The organism is Janthinobacterium sp. GW822-FHT07H11 (assembly GCF_058798615.1).
In genome coordinates this window covers 2733406-2760340 of sequence record NZ_CM179507.1, presented here as the reverse complement: position 1 = coordinate 2760340, position 26935 = coordinate 2733406, and the positions used below count along the sequence as shown (strand labels likewise).

Sequence of the window (26935 nt, the reverse complement as noted above, 5' to 3'; positions counted from 1 at the left end):
CGTCACTCCTCCCGCAAGACCATGAATTGCTCCGCGTCGCCGTCGCAGTTCGGACAGCGCCAGTGCGCAGGCAGGTCGGCAAACGGCGTACCGGCGGCCACCTGCCATATGGGGTCGCCCAGCGCCGGATCGTAAACCCACCAGCAGATCTTGCATTCGAGACGCGTCGATGGCGCCAGGCGCGCGGCGTCGCCCAGGTAGCTGCCTTCGAAATACATGCCGCTCATGCGCCCGCCACCCATTCCAGCACTTCGGCCAGGCGCTCGGCCGAGTCAAGCAGGTCTTCCGGCGCGGCGCACGCCACGTCGGGTATCGCCGTGATTTCCACGGTGTTGAGCAGGATCGTATCGGACGAGTTGTAATACACGACGCGCCAGCAGTTGGGCAAGGGCGTGCTGAGGATGCGGCAATTGCCGTAACCGCGCGACAGCATCAGCACGCTGCCGCCGGACAGCGACTGCTCCAGGAAGCCCACGTCCTGCGGCGACAGGGGCAGCAAGGTCAGGTTGATCACGTGCGCGGGCGCGTCGGGCCGCCAGCGCGCGATGGCGTCGTTGATTTCAGTGGCGATGGCGGGCGCGTTCATGGCGCCCGGCGGCAGCCGCTCAGGCAGGACGATGGCGTCCACGGAGGCGGCGGCGCGCGCGGCGCTGACCAGCACGGGCGGCACCGGTCCCACGTCGATGTCGTCGCTGGCAAGGCGCCCGTGGCGCGTGACGTGGGTGCGCCATACGCCGGCAAAAATCGCTTCCTGTATCCGCACCGACTGTTCGCCTTCGATACGGGCGCTGACCTCGCCCTCGCCCAGCACCTGGTTGACCAGGGCCAGGTTGGCCGCATCGAGTCCCGCCAGCGCCACCGGCTCGGGCACGCCGCCGCCGGCCGCCAGGCGCGTCGCGGCCAGCACGGCGCGCAGCACGCGCTGCGCCGGCTGCAGCGCCGTCAACTCCTCGCGCTCGGGCAGGATGGGCATGGCATAGGTTTGCATCCCTTGCGGCATGGGCATGTAATCGAGTTCTACGTCCTCGACCTGGCTGCCGGGGCCGATGGTAACGACGGGAATGGGGAATGGCTGCATGGGTTGCATAGCGTCTTTCAATGTGGGAGGCGGCGCCTCAATGGCAGCCGGTGGCTGCGGCGACGACGGGAATGCCGATGCCGGGTGCGCGCGTGACGGGCATGTCCAGCGCGTGCGCCACTTCGGCCAGGTAGTCATCCCAGTCCAGCATGCCGGCGATGGTGGTCACGTACTGGCCGCCACGCAGGAAGACCAGCGAGGGACGGCGCGTGGCGCCATAGCGACGCGCCAGCGCATCTTCGCTGTCGCGCTCGGCCACGGCGATGCGCAGGCGCCCCGGAAAGGCGCGCAGCAGTTCGGGCAGGACGACGGCCACGTCCAGGCATTCGGGAAAGCGCTGGGCATCGCCGGCGATCAGCAAGACCACGTCGCCGTCCGGTGCGGCCAGCGCCTCCGGGCCGGCGTCGCCGATCCACATGCCGCCATGCTGTTCGACCAGGCGGGTGATCAGGGGCGGCGTGCCGGAGAGGGTATGCGGCGCCGGCGTCTGCAGCATGGCGGTGGTGTCATTCATGGTATTCCTTTGCTATAGGGTCGATATTCGGATGCTGGCCAGCCAGCGCGCCTGCCTGGCTCGCGCTCATGGCCGACGGCAGGGCAAACAGGGAGGTGCCGGCAGCGCGCCCCTCGCCGCCCAGCGCTTCCTCCAGCAAGTCCAGCACGGCATTGATTTCATCGGCGCGCGTGGCCGCAATACGTTCGCGCGCGTCATCGAGGAAGGCCAGCAGCCACTCTCCCGGGGCGCAATCGCCCACCAGCAAGGTGGAGATGCGGCGCCGCTCGCCGCGACCGCGGCATTCGGCAAAGCCGCCGGCCACGCTGAGCACCTGCATGGGGATGCCGATGCACATGGCTAGGCTCCCTCCAGGCCGGCCATCTGCGGCATGAAGCGCGCGTCGCCGATGCGGCAGGCCTCGTCCTCGCTGGGACGTTCGCCCTCGTAGCGCCGCAAGGCCAGGTGCGGCAGCGTGATGGCTTCGTCGGGCGCCAGCGGCGTGGTGCGCGGACGCGGCTGGGCACCCCAGGCCCGCAAGTAGCGCAGCGCGATCTCCAGGGCCGGCTCGATGGCCGCTTTCAGGCGCGGGCGCAGGCTGCCGCCGTAATCCTCGATTTCCTCGGGCTGGCAGCCGATCAGCACCACCTGGCGGGGAAAATGCCCGGTCAGCTGCGCCAGCGACAGCACTTCCTGGAAACCCGTCTGGTGCAAGCTCATTTTCTTCGCCCCCATGAACATGGGCACGTCCTCGTTTTCCACCACCTTCATTTCGCCCGGCAGCAGGCCGTAGTCGATGGCATCGAAAATCAGCAGGCTGTCGGCGCCCTGCACATGCTGGATCAGGTACAGGCCCTGCGTGCCGCCGTCGATCAGTTGCACGTGCGGCGCGAATTCGCAGCGCTGCTGCAGCAGTTCGGCGCAGCGCACGCCAAAGCCTTCGTCGGCCCACAGCACGTTGCCGATGCCCAGTACGACGATGCCGGGCGCCTCGGGCGCGCCCCCGTTTTGCGTGAGCGTCATGGCTTAACCTTTGAAGCTGCGGTGTCCCGAGATCATGGTGCTGACCACGCTGGTCGGCCCCATGATGTCTTCGCGGATGGCTGCATACACGTGCAGGATGATGAAGGTGATGATGACCCACATGCCCACGTGATGCCAGGTATGCACGTCCTGCGACTGCCCCATCAGCGGGATCACCCAGCCGAACAGCCGGTCGGCCCAGGAACCGCGCTGCAAGCCTTCGGCATACAGGGCAAACCCGGACAGCACCATGAAAATGGACGTCGTCAGGAAGACAAAGACCATGGCGAAGCGGGCCAGCGGGTTATGTCCCATGTAGCGGTTCGGCTGCTTGATCAGGAAGGCGTACCATTTCAGCATGCACAGCACTTCGCGCCAGTAGGCGCGGGTGAAGATGGGCACCCAGAACAGCTCGCGCGCATGGTGATTGCCCACGCAGGCCCAGTAGATGCGCACCAGCAGGCCGATGGCGAACACATAGGCGGCGGCGAAGTGGGCAAAGCGGATGTAGCCCATCAGGAAGTGCGCGCTGGCCTCGCCCATCACCGATGGCAGCGGGCTGCCGATGAAGTAGCCGCTCACGCACAGCACCGTGATGGCCAGCACATTGACCCAGTGCCACAGGCGCACGGGCGCCTCGTACACGTACACGGACCTGGCCGACACGCCGTGCGCGACGGCGTCCTCGTTGGTGCCGTCGGCACCAGGCTTGCTCGTTGATTGCATGCTAGTCTCCCTGCTTGATTGCCATTGACGCCATTCAGCGCACCGTCACCTTGCTCATTTCCTGGCCGTCCGGACTCATGATGTGCGTCGAGCACGCCATGCATGGATCGAAGGAATGCAGGGTGCGCAGGATTTCCAGCGGCTGCTCCGGGTTGCTCATCGGGGTGCCCAGCAGGCTCGCCTCGAACGCGCCGATCTGTCCCTGCGCATCGCGCGGTCCCGCATTCCACGTCGACGGCACCACGCACTGATAATTTTCGATCTTGCCGTCGCGGATGCGTATCCAGTGCCCCAGCGCGCCGCGCGGCGCGGCCACCAGGCCGACCCCGTGCGCTTCCTTCGGCCAGTGGGCGGGGTCCCACTTCTCCACGTTGGCGGTGGCGGTGTCGCCCGCCTTGATATTGGCCATCATCTCGTTGAAGTCGTCGCGCATCATCTCGGCGCAGTTCAGCGACTCGAGCGCGCGCGCCAGCGTGCGGCCGATGGTGGTCGGCAGCAGGATCTTCGGTGCATGGTCGGTTTCCTTCAGGCCCAGCGCCTTCGGGATCTCCGTGTTGATGGCGCGCGCCGACGACAGGATCTGCTCGCGGATATACGCCGCGCCAGCGTGGTTCGGCGTCTGCTGCGCATGCGCATAGCCGAGGATGTAGCGCGCCAGCGGCCCCACCTCCATCGCATGACCGCGCCAGCGCGGCGACTTCACCCACGAATACTTGGCGTCTTCGTCGATCTGCTCGATGGCCGTGCGCGTGCCCTTGGTCTTCTTGCCCAGCTCATAATGGGCTTCCGTGACGCCGTCCCATGGATGCAGGCCACGGCTGTCGTCCGCATACTTGTACCAGGAATGGGCGACGAATTCCTGCACCTGCTCCGGGTCGCGCGCGTCGACCGGGAAAATCTCGTCCCAGTTGCCATTGAGGATGGCCCCGCCCGGCATCTGGTTGGTGCTGTCGTCGTAATTGACCTTCGGGTAGGCGCCATAGTCGATCACGTTGCTGGCCGCCAGGCCGCCGCCATACAGCCAGCCAGCATCCTTGTAGATGGTGCCGATGGCCAGCACGTCGGGAATGTAGACGTTGCGGCAGAATTCGATCGCTTCCTCGATGCGCGCCTTGACGAAATTCAGGCGCTCCATGTTCAGCGGCGCACCTGCCGCGCCATTGCCGTCGATGTTGATCGCGCACGGCACGCCGCCCACCAGGTAGTTCGGATGCGGGTTCTTGCCGCCAAAAATGGCGTGGATCTTGACCCATTCCTTTTGCAGGTCCAGCGCCTCCAGGTAATGCGCCAGCGCCATCAGGTTCGCCTCGGGCGGCAGCTTGTAGGCCGCATTGCCCCAGTAACCATTCTTGAAAGGCCCCAGCTGGCCGCTTTCGACGAACTTCTTGATGCGGTTCTGGATGTCGCGGAAGTAGCCGGGCGAAGACATGGGATGCGATGGCGAGACTGTCTGCTGCAGTTCGGAAGTGCGCCTGGGGTCTGCCTTCAGGGCCGACATGATGTCGACCCAGTCCAGCGCATGCAGGTGATAGAAATGCACGACATGGTCATGCACCTGCAGGGTCTTGGCCATGATCTCGCGGATCAGGTGGGCGTTCTTGGGAATCTTGATATCGAGCGCGTCCTCCACCGCGCGCACCGAGGCCAGCGCATGGCAACCCGTGCACACGCCGCAGATGCGTTCGACAAAGGCCCAGGCATCGCGCGGGTCGCGTCCCTTCAGTATCACTTCCAGGCCGCGCCACATGGTGCCGGTGGAGACGGCGTTCTGGATCACGTTGTTGGCGTCGACATTGACCTCGACGCGCATATGGCCTTCGATGCGGGTGACCGGATCGACGACGATGCGCCGGCCCGTGTCATTGAGCTGGTAGCCCTGAGTTGCGTAATTTGACATGCGGTTTCCTGATTAATTTTTCTCGTTCGCGCTGCGGCTCTCGTCCTTCTTGCGGCTGGCGCGCTGGATCGCGGACACGGCCGCGTGGGCCACCACGGCCGCGCCGGCCGCGCCGGCCAGCGCGCCGCCGATCTGGTCGGCATTGGCCTCGATGCCGAACTGGTGGATGTCGGTCAGGCGGTTGTAGAACGAGCCCTTGTCCCAGAAACCGTCCTCGGAACAGCCGATGCAGCCGTGGCCGGACTGGATCGGGAAGCTGGTGCCCTCGTTCCAGCGCGTGGTGGAACAGGCGTTGTAGGTGGTCGGTCCCTTGCAGCCCACCTTGTACAGGCAGTAGCCCTTGCGCGCCGCTTCGTCATCCCACTCCTCGACGAACTGCCCTGCGTCGAAATGCGGCCGGCGATAGCATTTGTCGTGGATGCGCTGGCTGTAGAACATCTTCGGCCGGCCCTGGCGGTCCAGCTCGGGGATCTTGTCGAAAGTCAGCATGTAAGTGATCACCCCCGTCATGACTTCGGCGATCGGCGGGCAGCCCGGCACCTTGATGATGGGCTTGTCGAGGATGACTTTATGGATGGGCACGGCCTGCGTGGGGTTCGGCTTGGCCGCCTGCACGCAGCCCCATGAGGCGCACGAGCCCCAGGAAATGATGGCCTTGGCATCCTTGGCCACGTGGCGCAGCTGCTCGATGAACGGGCGCCCGCCGATGATGCAGCTCATGCCATCCTGGTTCAGGGGCGGATTGCCTTCCACCGCCAGGATGTAATTGCCCTTGTACTTGACCATGATCTCTTCGAGGATGGCCTCGGCCTGGTGGCCGGCCGCCGTCATCAGCGTATCGTCGTAGTCGAGCGAAATCATCGACAGCACGACATCCTTGGCCAGCGGGTGGGCCGAACGGATGAAGGACTCGGAACAGCAGGTGCATTCCAGTCCGTGCAGCCACAGCACGGGCGTGCGCGGCTTGGTTTCCATGGCGTGCGCGATCTGCGGCACGAAAGCCGGCCCCAGGCCCAGCGACGTCGCCGTCAGCGAGCAGTATTTCAAAAAACTGCGGCGCGAGATCCCCTGGCGCCGCATGACTTCGTAAAAAGTCTCGATCATGATTCCCTTCCTCCCGGCTTGTGACCGTGTCTGTTTTATCCACCGCGACGCCCGTCGTGCTGCATGCGCACATTTCGCCGCCGGCCTCCCCTTCCTAGGGCAAATTGCGTGCCAGGCTGCCGCGCGGCAGAGAATGGGGCGGGCTGGCGCTTTTGACGCAGGTCAAATTCAATGCAGCGAGGGGAAAAGGTCGGCATCTTTCCAGTCGGATAGCCCAGCTGGAAGCATGGCTTGCAGCACTGGCGTGTTGCAGCGCAAGGTGGAAAGTTAGATGGAAAGCAAAAAAAAAGCCGGACAATATGTCCGGCCCTGGCCCTGCGAAGCGGCTGTGACGGATCAGGCAGCGAGCATCCACGCACCGCACAGGCCGATCGCGGCACCCGTGGCGCGCAGCCACAGCGTATGCGCGCCGATACGCTTGCCCAGCAGCAGGCCAGCGCCATGCAGGGCCGCCGTCGACAGCAGGAAGCCGGCGCCGTATTGCCAGGCATGCGCGAAGCCGGGCATCTCCGTGCCATGCGCATGACCATGGAAGACGGCGAACACCGCCACGATGGCCGCGCCCGCAGCGGGCGCGACGCGCACGGCGCAAGCGATCAGCAAGCCCAGCACCAGCAGCGACGCGGCAATGCCGCTCTCGACCATCGGCAAGGCCAGGCCGGCGGCGCCCGCGGCGGCGGATGCCGCCATCAAGCTGACAAAGCTCAAGGGCACGGCCCAGCGCGCCCTGCCGCCGAGTTGCCAGGCCCATGCACCAACGGCCAGCATGGCCAGCACGTGGTCTGTTCCCAGCAAGGGGTGGCTGAGGCCTTCGACGAGGCCGCCGCCATGTTCGTGCCCGGGATGGGCGGCCGCCATGCCGCTGGCGGCCAGGCCGGCCAGCGCCACGCTGGCGCCTATCAGTGAACGCTTCATGCAATCTCCTTTATTTCTGCGTGATGGAAAATTTCAAGGTCCACATACAAGAAGCGTACCAGATGCGCCCGATGCGCCGCCAAGCCGCCGTCACGGCGCCGCGCGGCGCCATGCCCCCCGGCCCGCCATGGCCGGCACTGCATGGCAAGCTTGCAGCGCTGGCGCCAAAGCGACAAGTACGCTGCCACATGGGGCCACCATCAATTGGCGGCGCGGACAGGGCGTGAGCCGGACGCGTGGCACGCCACGCGACGACGCTCAACGCAGTCCCCGCTTCTGAGGCGCGCCAGCGGGAGAGGTATTCATCTACCGGGACAGGCGCTCAGTGCCGCCCTTAGCGCCGCCCTTAGTGCAGCTGCGGTGCATCCACGGCGGCGGCCGGCGCCGTCTCGCCCCGTTCTTTCGCCAGGCGCCTGGCCAGCAGGTCGCCCGCTTGCGCCGCATAGCTGCGGCAGGCGCTGGCGTCGACCAGGGGATTGTCCGCGCCGCTGCGCCTGGCCGCCTTGCCCAGCACGTCCGTCGTGCCCGGATGCACGGGAATGATGATGTCGCATGGCAAGGCGGCCACCTTGGCGATGCTCGCTTCGAACGCGGCCGATACGTCCGGCGTCCTGCCTTTGTCCGTATAAGTAAAATCGCCGCTGGCATACGGATTCAGGCTGTCCGCATACACCACGTTCAGGCAGCGCTGGCCTTCGCACGAGGTCCAGGTCCACGTCGTGCCGCCGGGCGTGTGACCGGGCGTCATGCGGGCCGTCAAGGTCAAGGGGCCGACCTTGACGGTATCGCCCTCGCCCACCACCTTGACCCTGGCCACCTTGGCGACATGCACGACAGGGTTGGCCTGGTATTGCGGATCGTCCTTGCCATTCGTGCCGCTTTGCAGCCCCAGGGCGCCCGAGGCGCTGGCCACCACGGTGGCGCCGCTGGCCCGCTGCAAGGCGGCGATGCCGCCCGCATGGTCCCAGTGCGCATGCGAATTGAGGATGAACTTCACATCCTCGATGCGGAAGCCGAGCGCCTTGATATTGTCGATGATCAAGGGTGCCGATTGCGGCAACGCGCCGTCGAGCAGGATATGGCCCTGCGGGCTCGTCACCAGCACGGCGGACAGGCCGGCCGTGCCCACATACCAGCTATTGCCGTAGATATTGAACGGCTTGACGGGCGCATTCCATTCCTTGCAATTATCGCAATTAACCGGTGTATCCTGCACCGGTGCGAGGGTCTTCGCCTGTACTGCACCCGCCGACATGGTCGCAACCGTCGCCAGCATCAACTTCGCCAATAGTGTCATCTATCATCTCCAGAGTGTAAAAAGAAAGGCGGCCGCCGCGCGGCGCGCCCGGGGGGGGGATCAATGCATGCGGCCGGTCCTGTCGGCCAGGGTGTCGCGGATGTGTCCGGCGTCGAGCGAGCGCCGCTGCGCGCCATCCGCGTCCAGCAGCACCACCGTGACGTGCTTGCCGCCGCTGCGCATGCGCATGCTCAGGCAACTGCCCGCCGCGTGGCTGCTGCCCGTCTTCGACAGCAGAATGTCCCAGCCCTTGCCGCCGACGAGCGGATTGGTGTTGTGCAGGGTGCGGACCTTGCCATTGACGGCCACGCTCGCTTGCGGATGGCTGGTGATGCGCGCGATGTCCGGGTAGCGCGCGGCCGCCGCGACGATCTTCGCCACCTCGCTGGCCGTGGACGTGTTCGCGGGCGAACTGCCGACCGGGTCCGTCAGGGTGGTGCGGATCAGGCCCAGCGCGCGTATCTTCGCCTGCAGCGCTTGCGCAAAGGCCGCGTTGCCGCCCGGATAGGTACGTGCCAGCGCGGCGGCGGCGCGGTTCTCGGATGGCAGCAGCGCCAGCTGCAACAGCGTGCCGCGCGACACGGCCACGCCATCGGCCAGCAGGCCGTGGCGCTGCCGCGACGAGTCGCCATCGGCGCGCACGATGCGCAGCTGTTCGTCGGGGGCCAGGCCCGCGTCGAGCACCACCATGGCCGTCATCAGCTTGGTAATCGAGGCGATCGGCACCACCGCGTCCGCGTCTTTTGCCATCAGCACCTGGCCCGTGCTGTCGTCAAATACCAGCATGTGTTTTGCGCTCACGGGCAAGTCCAGCATCGCGGTAGCGGCACCGGCAAGCGTCGCCGCCGTGACGGCCGGCTTGCCCTGCGTCTGCAACAGCAGGGTGGCGCCGGCCAGCAGCAAGGCGGGCACGGCCAGTTTCCAGCCCGTGACGGCGGGCGCGGGCGCCATCAGGCGGCGAATGCGGGCGAGCAGCACGCCGCCCCGCGCCGACAACAGCAGGCCGGGCCGCTGCAATGGAGACGCGTGCAGGGACAAGGCGTGCAGGGCCATGGCCAGCTGCTGCGGGTCTTGCAGCGCCTGCGCGGCCAGCGCGTCGGCCACCTGTTCGCGCTCGGTCCGCATGCGCGCCGACAACCACCAGACGGCGGGGTGAAAAAACAGCAGCGCCTCGGCCACGCTTTGCAGCAGGTTGACCAGGTAATCCCAGCGCCGCACGTGCGCCAGCTCATGCGCCAGCAAGGCTTCGAGCAGCGGCACGGGCATGCCGCTCAGCAAGGCGACGGGCAAGAGCACGACGGGACGCCAGAAACCGAGCGTGACGGGACTGGACAGCCCCGCATGCAGCTTGAGCGGCAGCGGCCTTGGCAAGCCCATGCGCAGGGCCAGGGCGTCGAGCCGCGCCTGCCAGCTGGCCGGGGCAGCGACGGCCTGGCGGCGCAGCTTGCCGACCCAGGCCAGGCCCAGGCACAGGCGCAAGCTCATCAGGCCGACACCGGCGCTCCAGGCCAGCACCAGCGCGGGCAGCCAGGCCTGAAGGTCTTGCCGCCACGCGGGCGGCGCCATGGCCGAAAACAGGCTGGACGATGCGCCGCTGTCCAACAGCAAGGTCAGCAGATGCGCGGCGGGAATACACAGGCACAGCAGCAGGGCCAGCGCGCACAGCGCATAGCGCCAGCGCGCGTCCGCGTCGCGCAGCAGCCATAGCCCGGCAGCGGAGGCAGCGCCAACGAGCAAGCCCTGCCAGACAAAATACAGCAGCACCCAGCCCAGCGCAGGCAGGAATGCATCGGTGATGGACAGGCTCATGGCTGGCCGCCACCCTGGCCGCCGTCGTTGTGAGCATGGTCAGCACGCAGGATTTTTTCAATGTCCGCGCGTTCGGCGTCGCTCACGTGCTCGCGCAGCGCGGCCAGCACCAGCGCCTTGCCGGAACCGGAAAACACCTTGCCGATCAAGTCCTTGAGCAGACTCGTCTGCAGCTTTTCCTGCGCCTCGACGGCCGCATACAGCTGCGGCCGCCGGCTTTCGTCGCGGCTCAGCAAACCCTTGCCATGCATCAGCTGCAACTGGCGCAGCACGGTGGCGTAGCTGGCGTCGGCACGCTCTTCGGCCAGGGCGTCGTACACGGCGCGCGCGTCGGACGGACCGCGCTGCCACAGGATGCGCAGCAAATCCAGTTCGGCGGCCGTGGGATGGGGAGTGGAAGTATTTTTTAGCATGACGCTAGAATACCGATTCTAGAACTCCATGTCTAGAACTTTTTTTCTAGAGCATGCCTGACTAAAAATCGCGCAAGCGGTCGAACAAGGCATACAGCGCCGCCATATCCGGCAGCGGCACTTGCGTCAGCACCTGCTCCAGCGCCACGTAGATTTCATCGCGCTCCACCGTCTCGATGATGCTGGAACGCCGCTCGATCTGGTTGAACACGCCGACATAGGCGGTGACCATCTCCTGCGCCACGGCGTGCGCCGTCCCGGCATCGGTCACCCCGTCGAGCGTGCGCGCCGTGGCCAGCAGCTTTTTATATGCCTGCGCGGCCTTTTTGGCATACGCTGCCGAAATGTGCGCGCGGCCGTCCCAGTCGCGGAACGGATTGTCCAGGTTTTCCGCCAGCCATTCCGGCTTGCGCGGCCGCGTCACGGACAAGTCCAGGCCCAGCGCCGCCGCCTTTTTATAACTGGCCTTGATGGCCTTGGCGGCGTCGGCCGGCAGGCTGGCCAGGCACAGGCTGGACAAGGCCGGCAACTGCGCCGGCGCGGGGAAGTCATCTGGACCGTAGCCAAACAGTTCATACGCGGTGAAGGAGCGCAAACGGTCCAGTCTGGCGATGCCGGCCACGTTTGACGCCACGCCCGGCTTGCCCCACACGGTCAGGTCCGTCAGCAAGGGGAAACGCTGCGCCACCATGTCGAAATCCACGGCCGGCATGGCGCTCAGCGACAGGCGCGCCAGCTGGTCGAGGCCGTGGAATGGCGCCAGGTCGCCGGACAACTGCAGCCGCAGGAAGCGCCCCGCATGCGGATCGTCGATGCGCAGCGCGGGCGACGGCGCGCCATTCAGTATCAGGGTGCTCACACCCTCGTTCAGGCGCAGCGAGCGCAAGCCTGCGGCATGCACGATGAGGCGGCTGACATTGCTGTTGCTCAAGTCGAGTTCGCTCTCCGTCGAGGACTGCCACTGCACTTCGTTGATGATGGGGTTGCCGTTGATGTAGGCGGCCAGCGCCGCGCTGCCGTGGCGCGTCTCGATGGTCGTCAGGCAAGGCAGCCGGTCCAGTTCGGACAGGTCGCTGATCTCCTGCAGGATGTCGTCGCCGATGCGGCTCGTCTTTTGTCGCACGGCCTGGCCGCCGACCATCACTTGCTCGCTCGACGCCGCCTTGAAGCGCTGGCGCCTGGCCGGATCGACCTGCTCCCAGCGGCGCTGGCGGTACACGCTGTCGCCCATGTGCCAGCCGCCGCTGTAGCTCTTGACTTCCACCTCGACCAGGGGCGCGATATTCGCCACGAACGTGTAGTGGCGCGGCACCTTGGCGTTGGCAAAGCTGTGGTCGTGGCGGCTGTTCCAGAAATAGTAATCGCACACCAGCGGGCGCATCGCCTGCACGGCTGCGGCATCGGGCAAGGCGTCGCCCGTCCAGTCCAGCTGCAAAATGGCGGCCAGCGGGGCGCTGCCGGACGCAGCATCGTCGATGGCCGTGACCTGGCAAGCCACATACTGCTGCAGCCTGGACGAAAACACACTGTAAATATCTCCAACCTTGGCAAGCACGTCATTTCCTTGTATCGAACGGTGAGGGCCGCACGATAGCAAAGATTGGCGGCGCATGGCGTACGCGCCGCCGGAGCCGCAAAGGTGCTTACACGGCTCAGTCGGCGTGCAGCTTGTGGTGCATGCGCCGCAAGCCCAGCCAGACGGCCGCCGCCACGAACGGCACCAGGGCGCCGACGAGGATTTCCGGGTTCACGGGCAAGCCCAGCACCTTGGCTGCCTTGCCCGTGTAGCTGAACAGGCCGATCACGTAGTACGAGATGGCGGCGACCGACAAGCCTTCCACGGCTTGCTGCAAGCGCAATTGCTGGGCCGCGCGGGCGTTCATCGATTGCAGGATTTGCCGGTTCTGCAATTCCTGCACGATGCCCACGCGCGTGCGCAGCAAGTCGTTGGTGTTGGCGATGCGCTGCGCCATGGCTTCCTGGCGGCTGGCCATCGCTTCGCAGGTGTTCATGGCCGGCGTCAGGCGGCGGTCCATGAATTCCTCTATCGTGGGGATGCCTTCGATGCGCACTTCGCGCAACTCCTCGATGCGCGCCTTGACCAGTCCGATATACGCTTTCGAGGCGGAAAAACGGTAGCTATTGTCGAGTGACAATTTTTCTATGCGGGCCGCCAGGCGCGTGATGCGGTCGAGCAAGGCTTGCTCGGACACGCCCGCGTCGGCCGCGCTGGCGCCCGGGGCGTCGTCCGTATCGACCATGGCGGCGGCCAGGGTCGCCAGCTCATTTTCGATGGCGTTCAACGACGGCGCCGCCTGCATGGCGTAAGGCAAGCCCAGCAAGGCCATCATGCGGTAGGTTTCGATTTCCAGCACGCGCTGCACCAGCCGGCCCGACTGCTGCGAGCGCATGCCCGCGTCGCGGATGACGAAACGGCTGAAACCATCGGACTGGATGGTGAAATCCGTCCACAATTCACCGCCCTGCAGCACTTCGCTGCCCACCAGGGTATTGCCCTCGAACACGCGCGACAGGCCCTGCATGAAGATATCGGCCGGCTCCCTTGCCTGTTCCAGCACCACGTGCGCGGCCACCATCAGCTTGCCCTTCAAGCCGACCAGCCAATGCTGCGGCAACTGTTCCAGGGGCATGCGCTCGAACGCCTGCTCCAGGGGCAAGGCGGCGCCCGGATGCTCGGCAAAGGTAAACGTGGCAAATTCCGTATGGCATTCCCATTTCAGGCGGAAGCGGCCGAAGTCGTAATAAAAATACTTGGCTTCGGTGCTTGGGGGCGTGACGCCAAAATGCGTGCACAGGGCCGCCAGGGTAGCGTGCTGGGCCGCCATATTCGACGCACCGGGCGCCGCGCTGTCATCCTTGTAGACGGCCAAATGGGTGATCAGCTCGGGCGCGTCGAGCTGCAAAAACGGCCGCGAATGGATTTCCGCGGCCAGCGGCACGCGCAGGGCGTGGTTCAAACTGGAGTTAATCAAGTGCATGATAGCCAAAGGTAAAGTTGCAAAACTGCTTAGACCCGCGCGCGTGCTGCCGTGCCCGCGGCGTGGGTCTGATTGTCACAGTGTAACAAAGCAGAAAGCATGCCACCTTTTTCACAAGCCGGTCATGTGGTTTTGATAATGCCAGCCATGGCGCGCCGCGCCCCCTGCCGCGTGCCCAGCCACCAGAACAAGGCTGCCAGCACGACGGCCGACGCTTGTCCCAGCGCCAATTTAAAAGCGCTGTCGAACAGCAAGGGTGCGACAAAACCGGACACCAGGGCAAACACCAGCATCTGCACGAAGTTCTGCAAGGACGCCGCCAGGCCCCGCATCTGCGGGAAGATGTCGAGCGTGGACATGGTCATGCCGGGCAAGGCCAGCGACATGCCGAACGCATACAGCATCACGGGCACGACGGCGAACGGGATGCTGGCCGCAAACCAGTGGTTGTAAGCAATGTTGAGCGCTCCCGTGGCCGCCATGGCCAGCAAGCCCCAGCGCACCAGCACGGTGCTTTTTACCGTGTGTGCGAGCTTGCCCGACAGGGCGGAACCACCCACCAGGCCGGCCACCATGGGGATGAACATCCAGCCGAACGCCGTTTCCGGCAGGCGCAGCAACTCCAGGATGAAATGCGGGGCCGAGGCGATGTATAGAGCGAAGCCGCCAAAGGCGAAGGCCACGGCCAGCGAACGCAGCAGGAAAACCCGGTGGCGCAAGGCCAGCCAGTAATTGCGCGCGATGTTGCCTGGGTGGAAGGGTTGGCGTTGCTCGACGGCTAAACTTTCCGGCAAGCCTTTCAGGCAAGCGAGCGCCAGCAGCACCGTGACGGCAAAGGTGAAGACGAACGTCGATTGCCAGCCATACGCCACGTGCAGCCAGCCGCCGATGATGGGGGCGATGGCCGGCGCGATGCCGAACACCATCATGATATTGGCCAGCATCTTTTGCGCGGCCGCGCCCGACAGGGTATCGCGCACGATGGCTTGCCCGATCACCCTGCCCGCCCCGGCCGAGGCGCCCTGCATGCCGCGGAAAAACAGCAGCCAGCCAAAGCTGGGCGCGAACGCGGCGCCGATGGAGCCGGCGGCAAAGATCAGGAGCGAAGCGAGGATCACGGGACGGCGGCCGAACGAGTCGGACAAGGTGCCGTAGAACAGGGTCATGAAGGCGTAGGCGGCCAGGTAGACGCTCAGGGTCTGCTGCACCAGCACGCTGCTGACGCCGAAATGCGTGCTGATCGCGGGAAACGAGGGCAAGAAGGTATCGGTGGCGAACGGGCCCAGCATGGCCAGCCCGGCCAGCACCAGGGTCAGGTTACGCGCCTTCATGCGCCCGCCTGCTCGGCGTATTGACGGCGCATGCCATCGAGGGCCGCCAGCGAGAATTGCGACACATGCTGCGCAATGCTGGCGGTACCCGCCTCGTCATAGGTGATTTCCGGCGCCACCAGTTCATGCACGATGCGCGAACGGGCATAGAACACGGCTTGGCCGATCACGCTGAACACGCATTTCTGCACCACCGCGTCCGGCATGGCCGCGCCCACCACGGCGCGGATCAAGCTAGTGAACAGCGCATGGTGCGCGCGTACATCGCGTTCGGCCAGCAGGTGGATGGCGGCCGTCGGCTCGATCAGTTCGCGCGCCACCAGGCGGCTGAACAGGGAAGACGGTCCCGGGCGCAGCATGTCGAATACCATCGCTTCTATCGCCAGGCGCAACTGTTCCACGGGCGCCACGGCCGCCACAGGGCCGGCAGCAGCCGAGGCACGCGCCAGCGCGCGCGCATGGTCGAAGGCGGCCAGGTACAGCTCTTCCTTGCCATGAAAATAATAATTGACCATCGCCACGTTGACGTGGGCCGCTTCGCATATCCGGCGCACGGACGCGAGCTTGTAGCCTTGGTCGGCAAACAGCTGGACCGCCGCCTGCAGGATGCGCGTGCGCGCCGGTTCGACTTCTTCTGTCATGCCATTCCCATCATTTAAACAGCCGTTTAATATTATCCGACATTGTATCAAACAGCCGTTTAACTTTCAAATGGACGCAAAAAAGCCCGGCGTACCGGGCTTTTCAAGGGACAGCGGCAGACTTAGTGCTTCATCGCCGGCATCGGGGCCGAGGCGGTGCCCAGCGGACGGGCCACGGCGGTCACTTCGATGGTTTCGCGGTGCTTGTCCTCGCCCTCGACGACCAGGGTCAGCGGGATCTTGTCGCCCGCCTTCACCTGCCCCTTGAGTTCGAGCAGCATCACGTGGTAGCCGCCCGGCTTCAATTCCACGGCCTTGCCGGCTGGCAAAGCGATTTCCTTGACCTGGCGCATGCGCATCATGTTGTCGCTCATGCTCATTTCATGGATTTCCGCCACGCCCGCCACGGGCGAGCGCACTTCCAGCAGGCGCATGGCTTTCGGCGCCGTGATCTGCATGAAGGCGCCCGTGGCTTTTTGCTGCGGCACGGTGGCGCGCACCCACGGGTCGCTGATCTGCACGGAAGTCTGGGCAGCGGCGGAGAAGGACAGCACGGCCAGGGCCGTGGCCAGCAGGGTGTTCAGATGGGTCATGATCATTCCTTTCAATGGAGGTTACAAAGTGTATTTCGATTTCATCAAGGTCTTGATGTCCTGGACGCACTCGTCGCCCGTCAACTGGTGCTTCAGGCCCAGGCGCATGCGCCCCTCGTTATCGAGCACATAGCTGATGGCCGTGTGGTCCATGGTATACGAGCTGCCGCTCGGCACGCGGCGGTAGAAGACCTTGTAGTTGAAGGCCGTCTGCGCCGTCGCCTGCGGGTCCGTGCGCAAGCCGAGGAAGCTGGGGTCGAAGGCGCGCATGTACTCGCCCAGCAGTTCGGGCGTATCGCGCTCGGGGTCGATGCTGATGAAGATCACTTGCAGCTTGTCGGCATCGGCGCCCAGCTTCTGGCGGATTTCCAGCGCGCGCGACAGGGCCGTCGGGCACACGTCCGGGCATTGCGTGAAGCCAAAGAAGACCATCACATACTTGCCCTTGAAGTCGGCCAGGGTATACACCTTGCCGTCGGGGCCGCTCAATGTGAAGTCGGGCTTGTAATCGCCGCCCGTCAAGTCGAGGCCGTTGTAATGGGGTTTCGGTGCTTGCTCGCACGCGGCAAGCGTAAGCAATCCCGCCGTGCCGGCGAGAAGGAATAAACGACGTTTCATGGAAATTCCGGCCCAATGGGCGTAGTTGAGACAAATGAGGACGTAGATGCCATGCCGCAGGGCGGCAGGCGGAACAGATGCGCTCAGGCGGCTGCCGGCGGCCCGCGCGGACTGGCGGCCAGCCACGCGAACTGGGGCTGCGGCGCCTGGTAGAACAGGGGCGGATAGCGGTCGTGGCCGTCCATCACGGCCAGCGGCGTCGATTGCGGCGGCGGCAAGGCAAAGCTGCCCGCATGGCTCATGCAGAACGGACAATGCTCGATATGGTGCAGCACGGAATCGGTGGCGGAGGTCGCGGCCTGTATGGCGGGCGCCAGGTCGGCCTGCGTGTAGACGGCGCCGCTGGCCGAGCAGACCTCGAGCGTGGCGCCATTCGCATTCGCGTGCAGCGCAGCGTAGGCATATGACAGGGACGGCGACAGCGCATTGAGCAGTATCGCCAGGCAGGCGAACCACATATGCCACGGTTTGCGCGTCGATGTATGTCCCATGCCCCCGATTATAGCGGAGTATGGCTATCCGGGCATGCCGGCGTCCGCGCCGCGCAGGAACAGGCTCGGGCGTATGCCGGCCACATCCACGCAGGCGTCGCAAAACGCGGGGATCGAGGCGAAGCCGGAGCCGGCCGCCACTTGCGCCAGGTCGCGCTCGCCGTCCTCCCCGTCGCGGCCCGCCTGCGCCACGGTATGCAGCGCATGCGCGAGCCGCTGTTCGCGCACCAGGCTGAGCAAGGCCTCGCCCTCGGCAAACAGGCGCGCCCTGGCCTTGTGCGGCGTCACCTGCCACAGGGCGGCCAGGCGGGCGGCCGTCCACTTGCCTTGCGGCGAATGGAATATATGCCGCGCCAGCGCCCGGCTCCAGCGCTTGCCGCCGCCGTGGCCCGCATCCGCCTCATCGCCTTCCAGCGCCAGCGTGAACACGGCCGGTTTGCCCCTGCCCGGCATCACATCGCAGGCAAAGCGCAGAAACGCGGGCACGACAAAGCTGTCGCCGCTGCCAAGTTTCTTGGTGGCAATTTCGTTGTGCAGGGTGACGTAGCCCTGGCGCACGGTCACGCGCAGCCTGAGCGGAAAGCGCAGACCCAACAGGTGCAAGGGATGATCGGAAACCAGGGCCATGCTTCAACTCGATTCAATATGCAAGGCATGAGCATGCCATGAATGGCGCCGGCAGTCTGTCATCACAGCGACGCCACGCCATAGCGGCGCAAACCGTCCAGGTCCACCACGCGGATGGCCTGGTAGGCGATGCTGATCAGGCCCAGCTCGGCCAACCGCCCCAGGGCCAGGTTCACCCTCTGGCGCGAGATGCCGGTCAGCAAGCCGATTTCTTCCTGCGACAGCTCAAGCACGTCGGAGGTGCGCGGGTATAGCATGGGATGGAACAGTTGCGCGATCGCCTGCGCCACTTGCGCATCGACGGCCAGCAGGCGCTGGTTCTGGATGGTGGCGATGAATTGCCCCATGCGCTCGTTAAGCTGGCGTATCACGTAGGCATTGAAGGACAGGCTTTCGGCCAGCAGCAGATGGAACAGGTCCACCGGCACCAGGATGATGCTTGAGGCGCGCACGGCCACCACGTCATAGCGGCGCAATTCGCGCTTGAGCACGCTACCCTCGCCGCACCAGCCGCCGGCCGGCACGCCGGAAAACGTGGCGGCGCGGCCATCGGCGTTGTACACGGCCAGCTTGATCAAGCCCGTGTGCACGCCGACCCAGTGCAGCGAGGGCTCGCCGCGCCGCGTGATGAAGGCGCCGGCGGGAAAGTGCTTGAGCGTGCTGCCGGCGCGCAGCAGCGCCTGGTGGTGCGTATCGAGCGCCGCGAACCAGTCGTGGCTGTCGAGTTCCTGTCCTGCGCTGCCGGCGATATCCTTGCTATCCATTCCATCCTTGCATTGTCACGCTTGATTGTCACATGGGCTGGCCTTGCCAGTTGTCACTAAGATGACAGTGATTTTTCCATACCGGTGCTATGCTTGCCGGTATCAATCCCGAAACAGGGAGCACCAGGCTTAGCTTACTCATCAGGAGACAGACATGACACCCGATTTCAACACCGGCCTCGGCAAGAACAGCGCCAACTATGCCGCCCTGACCCCGCTCGACTATATCGCCAGGGCAGCCGCAGTATATGGCAATCGCCTGGCAATTGCACACGGCGCCGTGCGCCATACGTGGCGCGAGACCTATGCGCGCACGCGCCGCCTCGCGTCCGGCCTCGTCAAGCTGGGCGTGGGCACCGGCGACACGGTGGCCGTGATGCTGCCCAACACCCCTGCCATGGTGGAAGCGAGCTTTGGCGTGCCCATGGCCGGCGCCGTCCTCAACGCCCTGAACATCCGCCTCGACCTGGCCTCGCTGACCTTCATGCTGCGCCATGGCCAGGCGAAAGTCTTGCTGGCCGATACGGAATTCGCCGAGCTGGCGCGCCAGATGGCGGCGCAGATTCCCGGTTTGCGCGTGATCCAGGTCAATGACGTGCTGGGGCCGGAAGTGGACGCCTTTTCCGACCTCGACTACGAAACCTTGCTGGCCAGCGGCGACCCCGAGTACGCCTGGCAGCCGCCTGCCGACGAGTGGGACGCCATCGCCCTCAACTACACGTCCGGCACCACGGGCGACCCGAAAGGCGTCGTCTACCACCACCGGGGCGCGGCATTGAATGCCCTGTCCAACATCCTGGAATGGGACATGCCCAAGCACGCCGTCTACTTGTGGACCTTGCCCATGTTCCACTGCAACGGCTGGTGCTTCCCGTGGACCATCGCCGCGCGCGCCGGCGTCAATGTCTGCCTGCGCAAGTTCGAACCGAAACTGGTATTCGACCTGATGCGCGAATTGCGCATCACCCACTATTGCGCGGCGCCCATCGTGCATGCGGCCCTGGCCAACGCGCCCGCCAACTGGCGCGACGGGATAGACTGGACCGTGCGCGGCATGGTGGCCGGCGCGCCGCCGCCGGCGGCCATGGTGGCGAAGATCGAAGCCATGGGCTTTGACTTGATCCACTCGTATGGCTTGACGGAAGTATATGGCCCGGCCGCCATCTGCGCCGAGCAGGATGAGTGGGCGGCCTTGAGCCAGGAAGAGCGCGCCGTATTGAAGTCACGCCAGGGCGTGCGCTACCACCTGCAAAGCGCCGTCGCCGTGATCGACCCGGAAACCATGCAGCACGTGGCGGCCGACGGCGAACAGATCGGCGAGATCATGTTCCGTGGCAACATCTGCATGAAGGGTTACTTAAAAAATGAAAAGGCGACGCAGGAAGCGTTCGCGGGCGGCTGGTTCCACACGGGCGACCTCGGCGTCATGTATCCGGACGGCTATATCAAGCTGAAGGACCGCAGCAAGGACATCATCATCTCCGGCGGCGAAAACATTTCCAGCGTGGAGGTGGAAGATGCGCTGTACCACCACCCGCAAGTGCTGGCCGCCGCCGTCATCGCCCAGCCGGACGAGAAATGGGGCGAGACGCCATGCGCGTTCGTCGAACTGCGCGAAGGGGCGACGGTGACGGAAGCGGAATTGATCGCCTTCTGCAAGAACAACCTGGCCGGCTTCAAGGTGCCGAAAGCCATTTATTTCGGTCCCCTGCCCCGCACCTCGACGGGCAAGATCCAGAAGTTCGAATTGCGCAAGCGCATGCACTCGGACAAGGCCATCGACGTCTAGCCGCTTAGCTGCCCTTGCCGGCCAGCCACGCCGGCTGCGCCACCGCCAGGCGCGCAAAACTGGCGACGCTGGCCACGGCGGCGAACCCTGCCGCCAGGCACAGCGCATACGTCGTGCCCTTGGCAGCCGACACCGTAAAGCAGTAGGCGACCAGTGCCGCGCCCGTCGCCTGCCCGATCAGGCGCGAGGTGGCCACCACGCCGCTGGCGCCGCCGGCCCGCTCGGGCGGCGCGCTGCCCATGATGGCTTTCAGATTGGGCGCCTGAAAAAAGCCGAAACCGATGCCGCACAAGGCCATGCGCCAGCCGATGTCGAAGGCGCTCGGGTGGGCCGGTATCCACACCAGGGTCAGCAAGCCGCCCGCCAGCGCCGCCAGGCCAATACCGCCCAGCACGCCCGGCGCATAACGGTCGCTCAGGCGCCCCGCCACGGGCGCCATCACGGCCACCAGCACGGCCCACGGCGTCATCAAAAAGCCCGTCTCGACGGGAGAGCGGCCCAGTGTCACTTCAAAATAGAAGGGCAAGGAGACGAACGCCAGGCCCTGCGCGGCAAACGTGCACACGGCCGTCAGCGACGACAACAAAAACAGGGGACGGCGGAACAGGTCGATGGGCAGCATCGGTGCCGCATGCCCTGCCTGGCGGCGCAGCAGCAAGATGAAAAAGATCACGACGGCCGCCAGTTCCGCCAGCAGGACGGCGCTGGACGCATGATGGGCCGCATCGCCGAACAGCAAGATGAGCAAGCCGAAGGCGCCCACGTTGTACAGCGCCGTGCGCGCATCCAAGGTGTGGCCGGACAGTGTCGTCGCCGGCAGCATGCGGCTGGCGAGGAAAAAGCCGGCCACGCCCAGCGGCACATTGATGGCGAACAGCCAGGGCCACGACGCCGTCGCCAAAATCAGCGAGGCGGCTGTGGGGCCGATGGCAAAGGCGACGGCCACCACCAGCGCATTGTTGCCAAACGCGCGCCCCAGCAAGTGCTTCGGATACAGGGCGCGCAGCAGCGCCGTATTGACGCTCATCATGGCGCTGGCGCCGACACCCTGAAACAGGCGCGCCACCACCAGCGAGGGCAGGGACCAGGACAGCGCGCAGGCCAGCGACGCCAAAGTAAACACGAACATGCCGGAGATAAACACGCGCCGGTAGCCGGCGATTTCGCCGAGGGCGGAAAACGGCAGCAGGGTCGCCACCATGGCCAGCTGGTACACGTTGACGATCCAGACGGAGGCGGCCGGCGTCGCGTGCAGCTCGCTGGCGATGGCCGGCAAGGCCGTGTTGGCGATCGCCGTATCGAGCGAAGCCATGCCCACGCCGATGGCCAGCGCCAGCATGGCCCATAAACGGGCGCCGGGCGGCAAGCCGTCCTCGCCCACAGGGACGGCTGGCGCCCTATTCTTCTGCTTCATCATCTTGCCTGTTCGTCTAGCCTATCGCGCGCGACAACGATTGCCGCTGGCAAGACACTAGCATGGATGAGCGGACTCTGCCGGGCAAGCCATGCCCCTCATTTCTTGCAGTCGATGACCTTGAAATCCTTGGAATAGCAGATGCGCAGCTCGCCCGAGTGCTTTTCATAGCCGAGCCAGCGGCCCTTCAGCTGCGGGTTGTGCTGCTTCATCCACTGGAACAGTTCGTTTTTCGGCATGGTGGAGTCCGGCAACTTCAAGGCCTGGAACAGTTCGCGTTCCTTCTCGAAATACTGCTTGGCCGTAGCGAAATCGCAGGCGCCGTGCTTTTCCCACTCCCCCTGCAGCAAGGCTTCGCCGGGCTGCATGCACATATACGGCAAAATCTCCGACGGCGCCAGCTTGGGCAAGTTGCCCTTGCAGTAGCGCGGATGCAGTTCCGTCTTGCGCGGCGGCGTCACGGAAATGTCTTCGCAGGTGGCCGGATGGTCCGACTGCGCCCACAAGCCATGCACGATCCAGCCGAAGTGATTGCTCTCGGCGCACTGGAAGGCGGCCTTCTTCGACACCGCGCCACGGCGGCGCTGGCTGTCGCAAAAGCCGGGCGACCACGACAGCGCGAGCATGAAGGAATCCGTGGGCACGTTGGTGCTTTGCTTGTAGCACGTGTTTTTCTCGTCCGACGGCTTGACGTCGTAGTCGACATAACTGACGTTGCGGGGAATGGCGCAGCTGGCGTCGGCCGCGTGGGCGGCGCCGGCCGACAGGCCGAAGAAAACGGCGGCCAGCGCCGGCAAGACAGTTTTCAAATGCATCGAGTTTCCCTTTCAGGAATATAAAACGCCGGCAACTGGGTGCCGGCGCGGTAGTGAAATGACACCATCAACTTAGCAGACGGTATGCATCCAGTTATGGGTATCCGGGGCCGTGCCATGCTGCAAGCCCAGCAGCGCTTCGCGCAGGGCCAGGGTGACGGCGCCGTTTTCATTGTTGTTGATGGTCATTTCAAAGCCGTTGGCTTTGGCCACGCCGACCGGCGTGATGACGGCGGCCGTGCCGCAGGCGAACACTTCGGTCATGCGGCCCGAGGCGATGTCGTCGCGCCATTGCTGGACGGACAATTTACGCTCTTCCGTCGCATAGCCGAGGTCTTTCGCCATTTCCAGCAGGCTGCGGCGGGTGATGCCTGGCAACAAGGTACCCGTCAGTTCCGGCGTCACGACCGTGACTTTCTCGCCATCCTTGTACACGAAGAACAGATTCATGCCGCCCATCTCTTCGATGAATTCGCGGTGCACGGCGTCCAGCCACACGACCTGGTCGCAGCCCTTCTCTTGCGCTTGCGACTGGGCCATCAGGCTGGCCGCGTAGTTGCCCGCGCACTTGGCTTCACCGGTGCCGCCCGGCGCGGCGCGCACGAAGTCTTCGCTGATCCACACGGTGACGGGTTTCACGCCTTTCGGGAAGTAGGCGCCGGCCGGCGAGGCGAACAGCACGAACAGGTACTCTTCCGATGGACGCACGCCCAGGTAGGGGTCGGTGGCGATCATCAGCGGACGCATGTACAGGCTCTCGCCCGTGTTCTTCGGCACCCAGTTGCGGTCTTGCGCGATCAGCGCATCGCCCGCTTCCAGGAACAGCTCGACAGGGATAGCCGGCATGGCCAGGCGCGCGGCGCTGCGGTTGAAGCGCTCGGCATTTTGTTCCGGACGGAAAGTCTTGATGCTGCCATCGGGCTGGGCAAACGCCTTATACCCTTCGAAGATGGCCTGGCCGTAGTGCAGCGACGAGGCGGACGGGTCCAGCATCAAAGGGCCGTAGGCCTTCAGCTCACCCTGCTGCCACTTGCCGTCGCGGTAAGGAATCACCACCATGTGGTCGGTGAAGATGCGGCCGAAGGCAGGATTGACCATGCGCGCGGCGCGCTCGGCATCGGACAAGGGGTGGGCGGATGGGGTGACGACGAGATTCGGTGTGGATGTAGTCATGGCGGCAATAGGAACTAGTGAACAGTATCCCTATTGTAGCGCCTAATCAGGCAAACGAGGATGGCCGGGACGGCGCCCCGCCCCGTGTCAATCCGGCTGCAAAAAAAAGCGCCGTTCACCTTGCGGTGGAAACGGCGCTTTGGCATTACAGCAAAATCACTGCATCAGAACTTCATGTTGGCCGTCAGGGTGGCCGAGCGGCCAGGCGCCACGCCAGCGTAGTGCGGCGACGATACCTTGTCGAAGTACAGCTTGTTCGTCAGGTTCTGGATGTTCAGCTGCAGGGTCACATTGCGGCTGACGACATAGCTGGCCATGGCGTCGAAGCGCGTGTAGGCCGGTGCATATTTATTGTTGGCTACGTTGGCGTAGACCTTGTCGACGTAGTTCACGCCGCCGCCCACCGTGATGGCAGGCGTGACCAGGTAGGACGTCCACAGCGAGGCGCTGTTTTTCGGCGTGGTGGGGAACTGGTTGCCGTTGTAGGGCGACGGCACATACACAGGCGCAGCCGTCGTGCCCGTGTTGAGATAACCATTGTTTTCCACGATGGCGTTCAAGTGCGTGTAGCCGCCGAAGACCGACCATTCGCGCGTGATATTGCCGCTCACGCCCAGCTCGATACCCTTGACTTGCTTGTCGCCCACGTTTTGCGTGCTGCCGTCCGGCGCCGTCACGCGCGCATTGCTCATGTCGCTCTGGAAATAGGCGCCGCTCACGGACAAACGGCCGCCCGGCAACACTTCCCATTTCGTGCCCAGCTCGAAGCTCTTGCTCTCTTGCGGTTTCAGGTTCTGGATCGCCACCGACAGGCCGTCGATGCCGTCGCCGCCGTCATTGCCCGGTGGCGTGGACGAGGTGCCGTACGACACATACACGCTGCTGTTGCTCGACGGCTTGTAGACCAGGCCCGCCTGGTAGCTGGCGAACGTGGCATGCACACGGGCGCTGACGGCGGACGTGGTCTTGCCGTCAAGCGTGTATTGCGGCGTGTTCAACGAACTCTTGTAATCATCCCAGCGGATGCCCACGTTGAGCAGCCATTGCGGCGTGAACTCGATGGTGTCGAAACCGTACACGGAACGCGTGTTGGTGACGATGTTCGTGCGGGCCGGCGACACCGAGCGCGTGTAGACCCACGGGTCGTTGGCGTTCGGATTGAGCAACGGTGCGCAGTTGTACAGGGTGGCCGCACCAGAGGTCGGGCAGCTGGAGCCGACTTTTTCCAGCGGATTGTTCGTCCCCGGGCTGAACAGGTAGGAGCTGCGGTCCGTCTCTTCGCGGCTGATTTCCAGGCCCAGCGTGTACGTGTGCTTGACGCCGCCGGCCAGCCATTCGCCGCCCAGGCTGGTCGCGTTGGCCAGCGCGTCCGTATCGGTGGTGCGCGTGTTGGCGCGGCGCCAGACGGTGCCGTACAGCATGGTGTTGCCCTTGGAATCGTCGGGCTGGGTCCACACGTAGTCGTTGCTGGTCTTGCCGTAACGGGTCACGTTGCGCAAGATCAATTTGTTGCCGAAGTCGTGGCGCACGTCGATGGTGCCGATATCGCTTTGCGTGTCGCGGAAATCGCGGTTCACCAGGCCATAGAAGGTGTCGCGCGGCACGTTGACGGGCGTGCCGTTGCCATTTTTCGACACATTCGCGCCCGACGAGAACGGGTTGTTGAACGGCAAGCCGGTATCGGGCAATTCGCTCGATTGCATGTGGTAGTAGCTGAGGGTCGCCTGCGTGGCCGATTTCAGGCCAAACGTGACGGAGGGCGCGATGCCCCAGCGGTCGCCATTGATGTAGTCGCGGCCGGCCACGTGGGCGTCATGCGCCATCACGTTGACGCGCACGGCCACATCGTCGCTGACGACGCGGTTGACGTCGGCCGTGGCGCGGCGGTACTTGGCGCTGCCCAGGCCCACCGTGGCATTCGTGAAATCTTCCGCCTTCGGCGTCTTGCTGATCAGGTTGACACCGCCGCCCGCGGACGAGCGTCCGCCGTAGGCCGAGTTCGGCCCCTTGACGACTTCGATTTGTTCCAGCGCAAAGATTTCACGCGATTGCGAACCCGTGTCGCGGATGCCGTCGATATACGTGTCCGTTTGCGCGTTGTAGCCGCGGATAAACAGATTGTCGCCCACGGGGTTGCCGCCCTCGCCGGCGCCGATGGTAATGCCCGGCACGGTGCGCAGCGCGTCCGTCAGCGAGACGGCGCCCGTTTGCGAAATGATTTCGGCGGGAATCACCGTCACGGATTTCGGCGTGTCCAGCAGCGGCGCCGTCAACTTGTCGTTCGCCGATTTCACGGGCGCCTGGATGAGGCGCTCAGCCGTGCCGATGACTTTTACTTCCTGCAACTGCTGCGGCTTGTCCACCGTTTGCGCGTGCAGCGCCAGCGGCATGGCCAGGGTGGCAAACGCGGCCAGGGCCGTGCCATGCATGCGCGGCGCGGCGGCGATCTGGTGCTTGCGGCTGCGGATGGCAGCGGCTGGCTTGGCGGCGCCTGCGGTGTGTTTCAATGTCATCGTGTTCTTTCAATCTATCAAGTGGGCTGAATATAGCTGGCGAATGCGCCGTGGCGCCTGGCTGGCCATGCTTGCTTGGGTACTACAAAACTGCCACAGCATCGTCATGCGCGGCGCCCGGGGCGAGCCGGACGGAGCGCGATATTGTCAATGCTGTAGGAAGTGTCCTGCGCCGGTGCGACAGCCAGCCATGCCGGCTCGTGCACAGGCTACTGACAACGTCGAGGGTGGACACGGGAACGCACAGCTGCCCGACTTGCCTGGCAGGCGGGTCAGCCTGTCTCAGCGGGGGCACGTTCGCGAATTCCGGATGCGTCCATAAGTACGAATGAGAATGATTTTTATTTTTACATATTTTCACTGTGATGTAAATTATCAATGCCAGCATTTTTCAATTCCGTGGCTATTTTGG

Annotated in this window: 26 protein-coding genes; 1 reads left to right on the top strand and 25 read right to left on the bottom strand. The window is 64.8% G+C overall.

Annotation, left to right across the window (positions count from 1 at the left end):
- Positions 1-2: 2 nt before the first annotated feature.
- The 21 genes from AC3RCJ_RS12390 to AC3RCJ_RS12290 all read right to left on the bottom strand — a co-directional run bounded on the left by AC3RCJ_RS12390 (position 3) and on the right by AC3RCJ_RS12290 (position 18819).
- Entirely contained in the window at positions 3-218 is a 216-nt protein-coding gene (locus AC3RCJ_RS12390) for a rubredoxin (protein ID WP_492964124.1), read from the bottom strand.
- A 5-nt stretch (positions 219-223) separates the two neighbouring features.
- Positions 224-1078, bottom strand: coding sequence for a hydrogenase expression/formation protein (locus tag AC3RCJ_RS12385; protein WP_492965619.1), 855 nt, complete (start codon positions 1076-1078; stop codon positions 224-226).
- A 37-nt stretch (positions 1079-1115) separates the two neighbouring features.
- Entirely contained in the window at positions 1116-1592 is a 477-nt protein-coding gene (locus AC3RCJ_RS12380; RefSeq protein ID WP_492963240.1) for a hydrogenase, read from the bottom strand.
- Positions 1585-1929, bottom strand: coding sequence for a HypC/HybG/HupF family hydrogenase formation chaperone (hypC, locus tag AC3RCJ_RS12375; RefSeq protein ID WP_492963238.1), 345 nt, complete (start codon positions 1927-1929; stop codon positions 1585-1587). The genes AC3RCJ_RS12380 and hypC overlap by 8 nt, the downstream gene beginning before the upstream one ends.
- A gap of 2 nt (positions 1930-1931) precedes the next feature.
- Positions 1932-2594, bottom strand: a complete 663-nt coding sequence (locus AC3RCJ_RS12370; protein WP_492963236.1) for a HyaD/HybD family hydrogenase maturation endopeptidase — start codon at positions 2592-2594, stop codon at positions 1932-1934.
- A 3-nt stretch (positions 2595-2597) separates the two neighbouring features.
- Complete coding sequence (gene cybH, locus AC3RCJ_RS12365; protein ID WP_492963234.1) at positions 2598-3320, bottom strand: Ni/Fe-hydrogenase, b-type cytochrome subunit; 723 nt, start codon at positions 3318-3320, stop codon at positions 2598-2600.
- A gap of 34 nt (positions 3321-3354) precedes the next feature.
- On the bottom strand, positions 3355-5217 hold the full coding sequence (locus tag AC3RCJ_RS12360) for a nickel-dependent hydrogenase large subunit (protein WP_492963232.1): 1863 nt from the start codon (positions 5215-5217) through the stop codon (positions 3355-3357).
- Positions 5218-5229: 12 nt separating this feature from the next.
- A complete protein-coding gene (locus AC3RCJ_RS12355) occupies positions 5230-6321 on the bottom strand; it encodes a hydrogenase small subunit (protein ID WP_492963230.1) in 1092 nt (363 codons plus the stop codon).
- A gap of 336 nt (positions 6322-6657) precedes the next feature.
- Entirely contained in the window at positions 6658-7236 is a 579-nt protein-coding gene (locus AC3RCJ_RS12350; protein WP_492963228.1) for a HupE/UreJ family protein, read from the bottom strand.
- 346 nt (positions 7237-7582) lie between these two features.
- On the bottom strand, positions 7583-8533 hold the full coding sequence (gene bla, locus AC3RCJ_RS12345) for a subclass B3 metallo-beta-lactamase (protein ID WP_492963226.1): 951 nt from the start codon (positions 8531-8533) through the stop codon (positions 7583-7585).
- 60 nt (positions 8534-8593) lie between these two features.
- Positions 8594-10342 (bottom strand): M56 family metallopeptidase, encoded by a 1749-nt coding sequence (locus AC3RCJ_RS12340; RefSeq protein ID WP_492963224.1) that lies wholly within the window; start codon positions 10340-10342, stop codon positions 8594-8596.
- A complete protein-coding gene (locus tag AC3RCJ_RS12335) occupies positions 10339-10755 on the bottom strand; it encodes a BlaI/MecI/CopY family transcriptional regulator (RefSeq protein WP_492963222.1) in 417 nt (138 codons plus the stop codon). Before AC3RCJ_RS12335 ends, AC3RCJ_RS12340 begins: the two co-directional genes overlap by 4 nt.
- 61 nt (positions 10756-10816) lie before the next feature.
- Positions 10817-12310: a hypothetical protein gene (locus AC3RCJ_RS12330; RefSeq protein WP_492963220.1), complete on the bottom strand. Its 1494-nt coding sequence runs from the start codon at positions 12308-12310 to the stop codon at positions 10817-10819.
- Between the two features lie 97 nt (positions 12311-12407).
- The gene (locus AC3RCJ_RS12325; protein ID WP_492963218.1) at positions 12408-13754 is read right to left on the bottom strand and encodes a DUF3422 family protein; all 1347 of its coding nucleotides are present in this window, start codon (positions 13752-13754) and stop codon (positions 12408-12410) included.
- A gap of 122 nt (positions 13755-13876) precedes the next feature.
- Complete coding sequence (locus tag AC3RCJ_RS12320) at positions 13877-15085, bottom strand: multidrug effflux MFS transporter (RefSeq protein ID WP_492963216.1); 1209 nt, start codon at positions 15083-15085, stop codon at positions 13877-13879.
- Positions 15082-15726, bottom strand: coding sequence for a CerR family C-terminal domain-containing protein (locus AC3RCJ_RS12315; protein WP_492963214.1), 645 nt, complete (start codon positions 15724-15726; stop codon positions 15082-15084). Before AC3RCJ_RS12315 ends, AC3RCJ_RS12320 begins: the two co-directional genes overlap by 4 nt.
- Before the next feature lie 122 nt (positions 15727-15848).
- Positions 15849-16319, bottom strand: a complete 471-nt coding sequence (locus AC3RCJ_RS12310; RefSeq protein WP_492963212.1) for a copper chaperone PCu(A)C — start codon at positions 16317-16319, stop codon at positions 15849-15851.
- Between the two features lie 21 nt (positions 16320-16340).
- Positions 16341-16937 (bottom strand): SCO family protein, encoded by a 597-nt coding sequence (locus tag AC3RCJ_RS12305; RefSeq protein ID WP_492963210.1) that lies wholly within the window; start codon positions 16935-16937, stop codon positions 16341-16343.
- 83 nt (positions 16938-17020) lie between these two features.
- Entirely contained in the window at positions 17021-17428 is a 408-nt protein-coding gene (locus AC3RCJ_RS12300; protein WP_492963208.1) for a DUF2946 domain-containing protein, read from the bottom strand.
- Between the two features lie 24 nt (positions 17429-17452).
- Positions 17453-18055, bottom strand: coding sequence for a helix-turn-helix transcriptional regulator (locus tag AC3RCJ_RS12295; protein WP_492963206.1), 603 nt, complete (start codon positions 18053-18055; stop codon positions 17453-17455).
- Positions 18056-18117: 62 nt separating this feature from the next.
- A complete protein-coding gene (locus tag AC3RCJ_RS12290) occupies positions 18118-18819 on the bottom strand; it encodes a Crp/Fnr family transcriptional regulator (RefSeq protein WP_492963204.1) in 702 nt (233 codons plus the stop codon).
- Positions 18820-18973: 154 nt separating this feature from the next.
- Between AC3RCJ_RS12290 and AC3RCJ_RS12285 the strand changes: the two genes are divergently transcribed.
- Complete coding sequence (locus AC3RCJ_RS12285; protein ID WP_492963202.1) at positions 18974-20608, top strand: acyl-CoA synthetase; 1635 nt, start codon at positions 18974-18976, stop codon at positions 20606-20608.
- Positions 20609-20612: 4 nt separating this feature from the next.
- Here the strand turns inward: AC3RCJ_RS12285 and AC3RCJ_RS12280 are convergent, their stop codons facing one another.
- From AC3RCJ_RS12280 to AC3RCJ_RS12265, 4 genes are all read right to left on the bottom strand, one after another.
- Positions 20613-22025 carry an MFS transporter gene (locus AC3RCJ_RS12280; protein ID WP_492965610.1) on the bottom strand — a complete coding sequence of 471 codons (1413 nt, stop codon included), beginning with the start codon at positions 22023-22025 and terminating at the stop codon, positions 20613-20615.
- Between the two features lie 95 nt (positions 22026-22120).
- Complete coding sequence (locus AC3RCJ_RS12275; protein ID WP_492963197.1) at positions 22121-22837, bottom strand: ribonuclease T2 family protein; 717 nt, start codon at positions 22835-22837, stop codon at positions 22121-22123.
- Positions 22838-22909: 72 nt separating this feature from the next.
- On the bottom strand, positions 22910-24010 hold the full coding sequence (locus AC3RCJ_RS12270; RefSeq protein WP_492963195.1) for a branched-chain amino acid aminotransferase: 1101 nt from the start codon (positions 24008-24010) through the stop codon (positions 22910-22912).
- A 164-nt stretch (positions 24011-24174) separates the two neighbouring features.
- Positions 24175-26523, bottom strand: a complete 2349-nt coding sequence (locus AC3RCJ_RS12265; protein ID WP_492963193.1) for a TonB-dependent receptor — start codon at positions 26521-26523, stop codon at positions 24175-24177.
- Positions 26524-26935 lie beyond the last annotated feature (412 nt).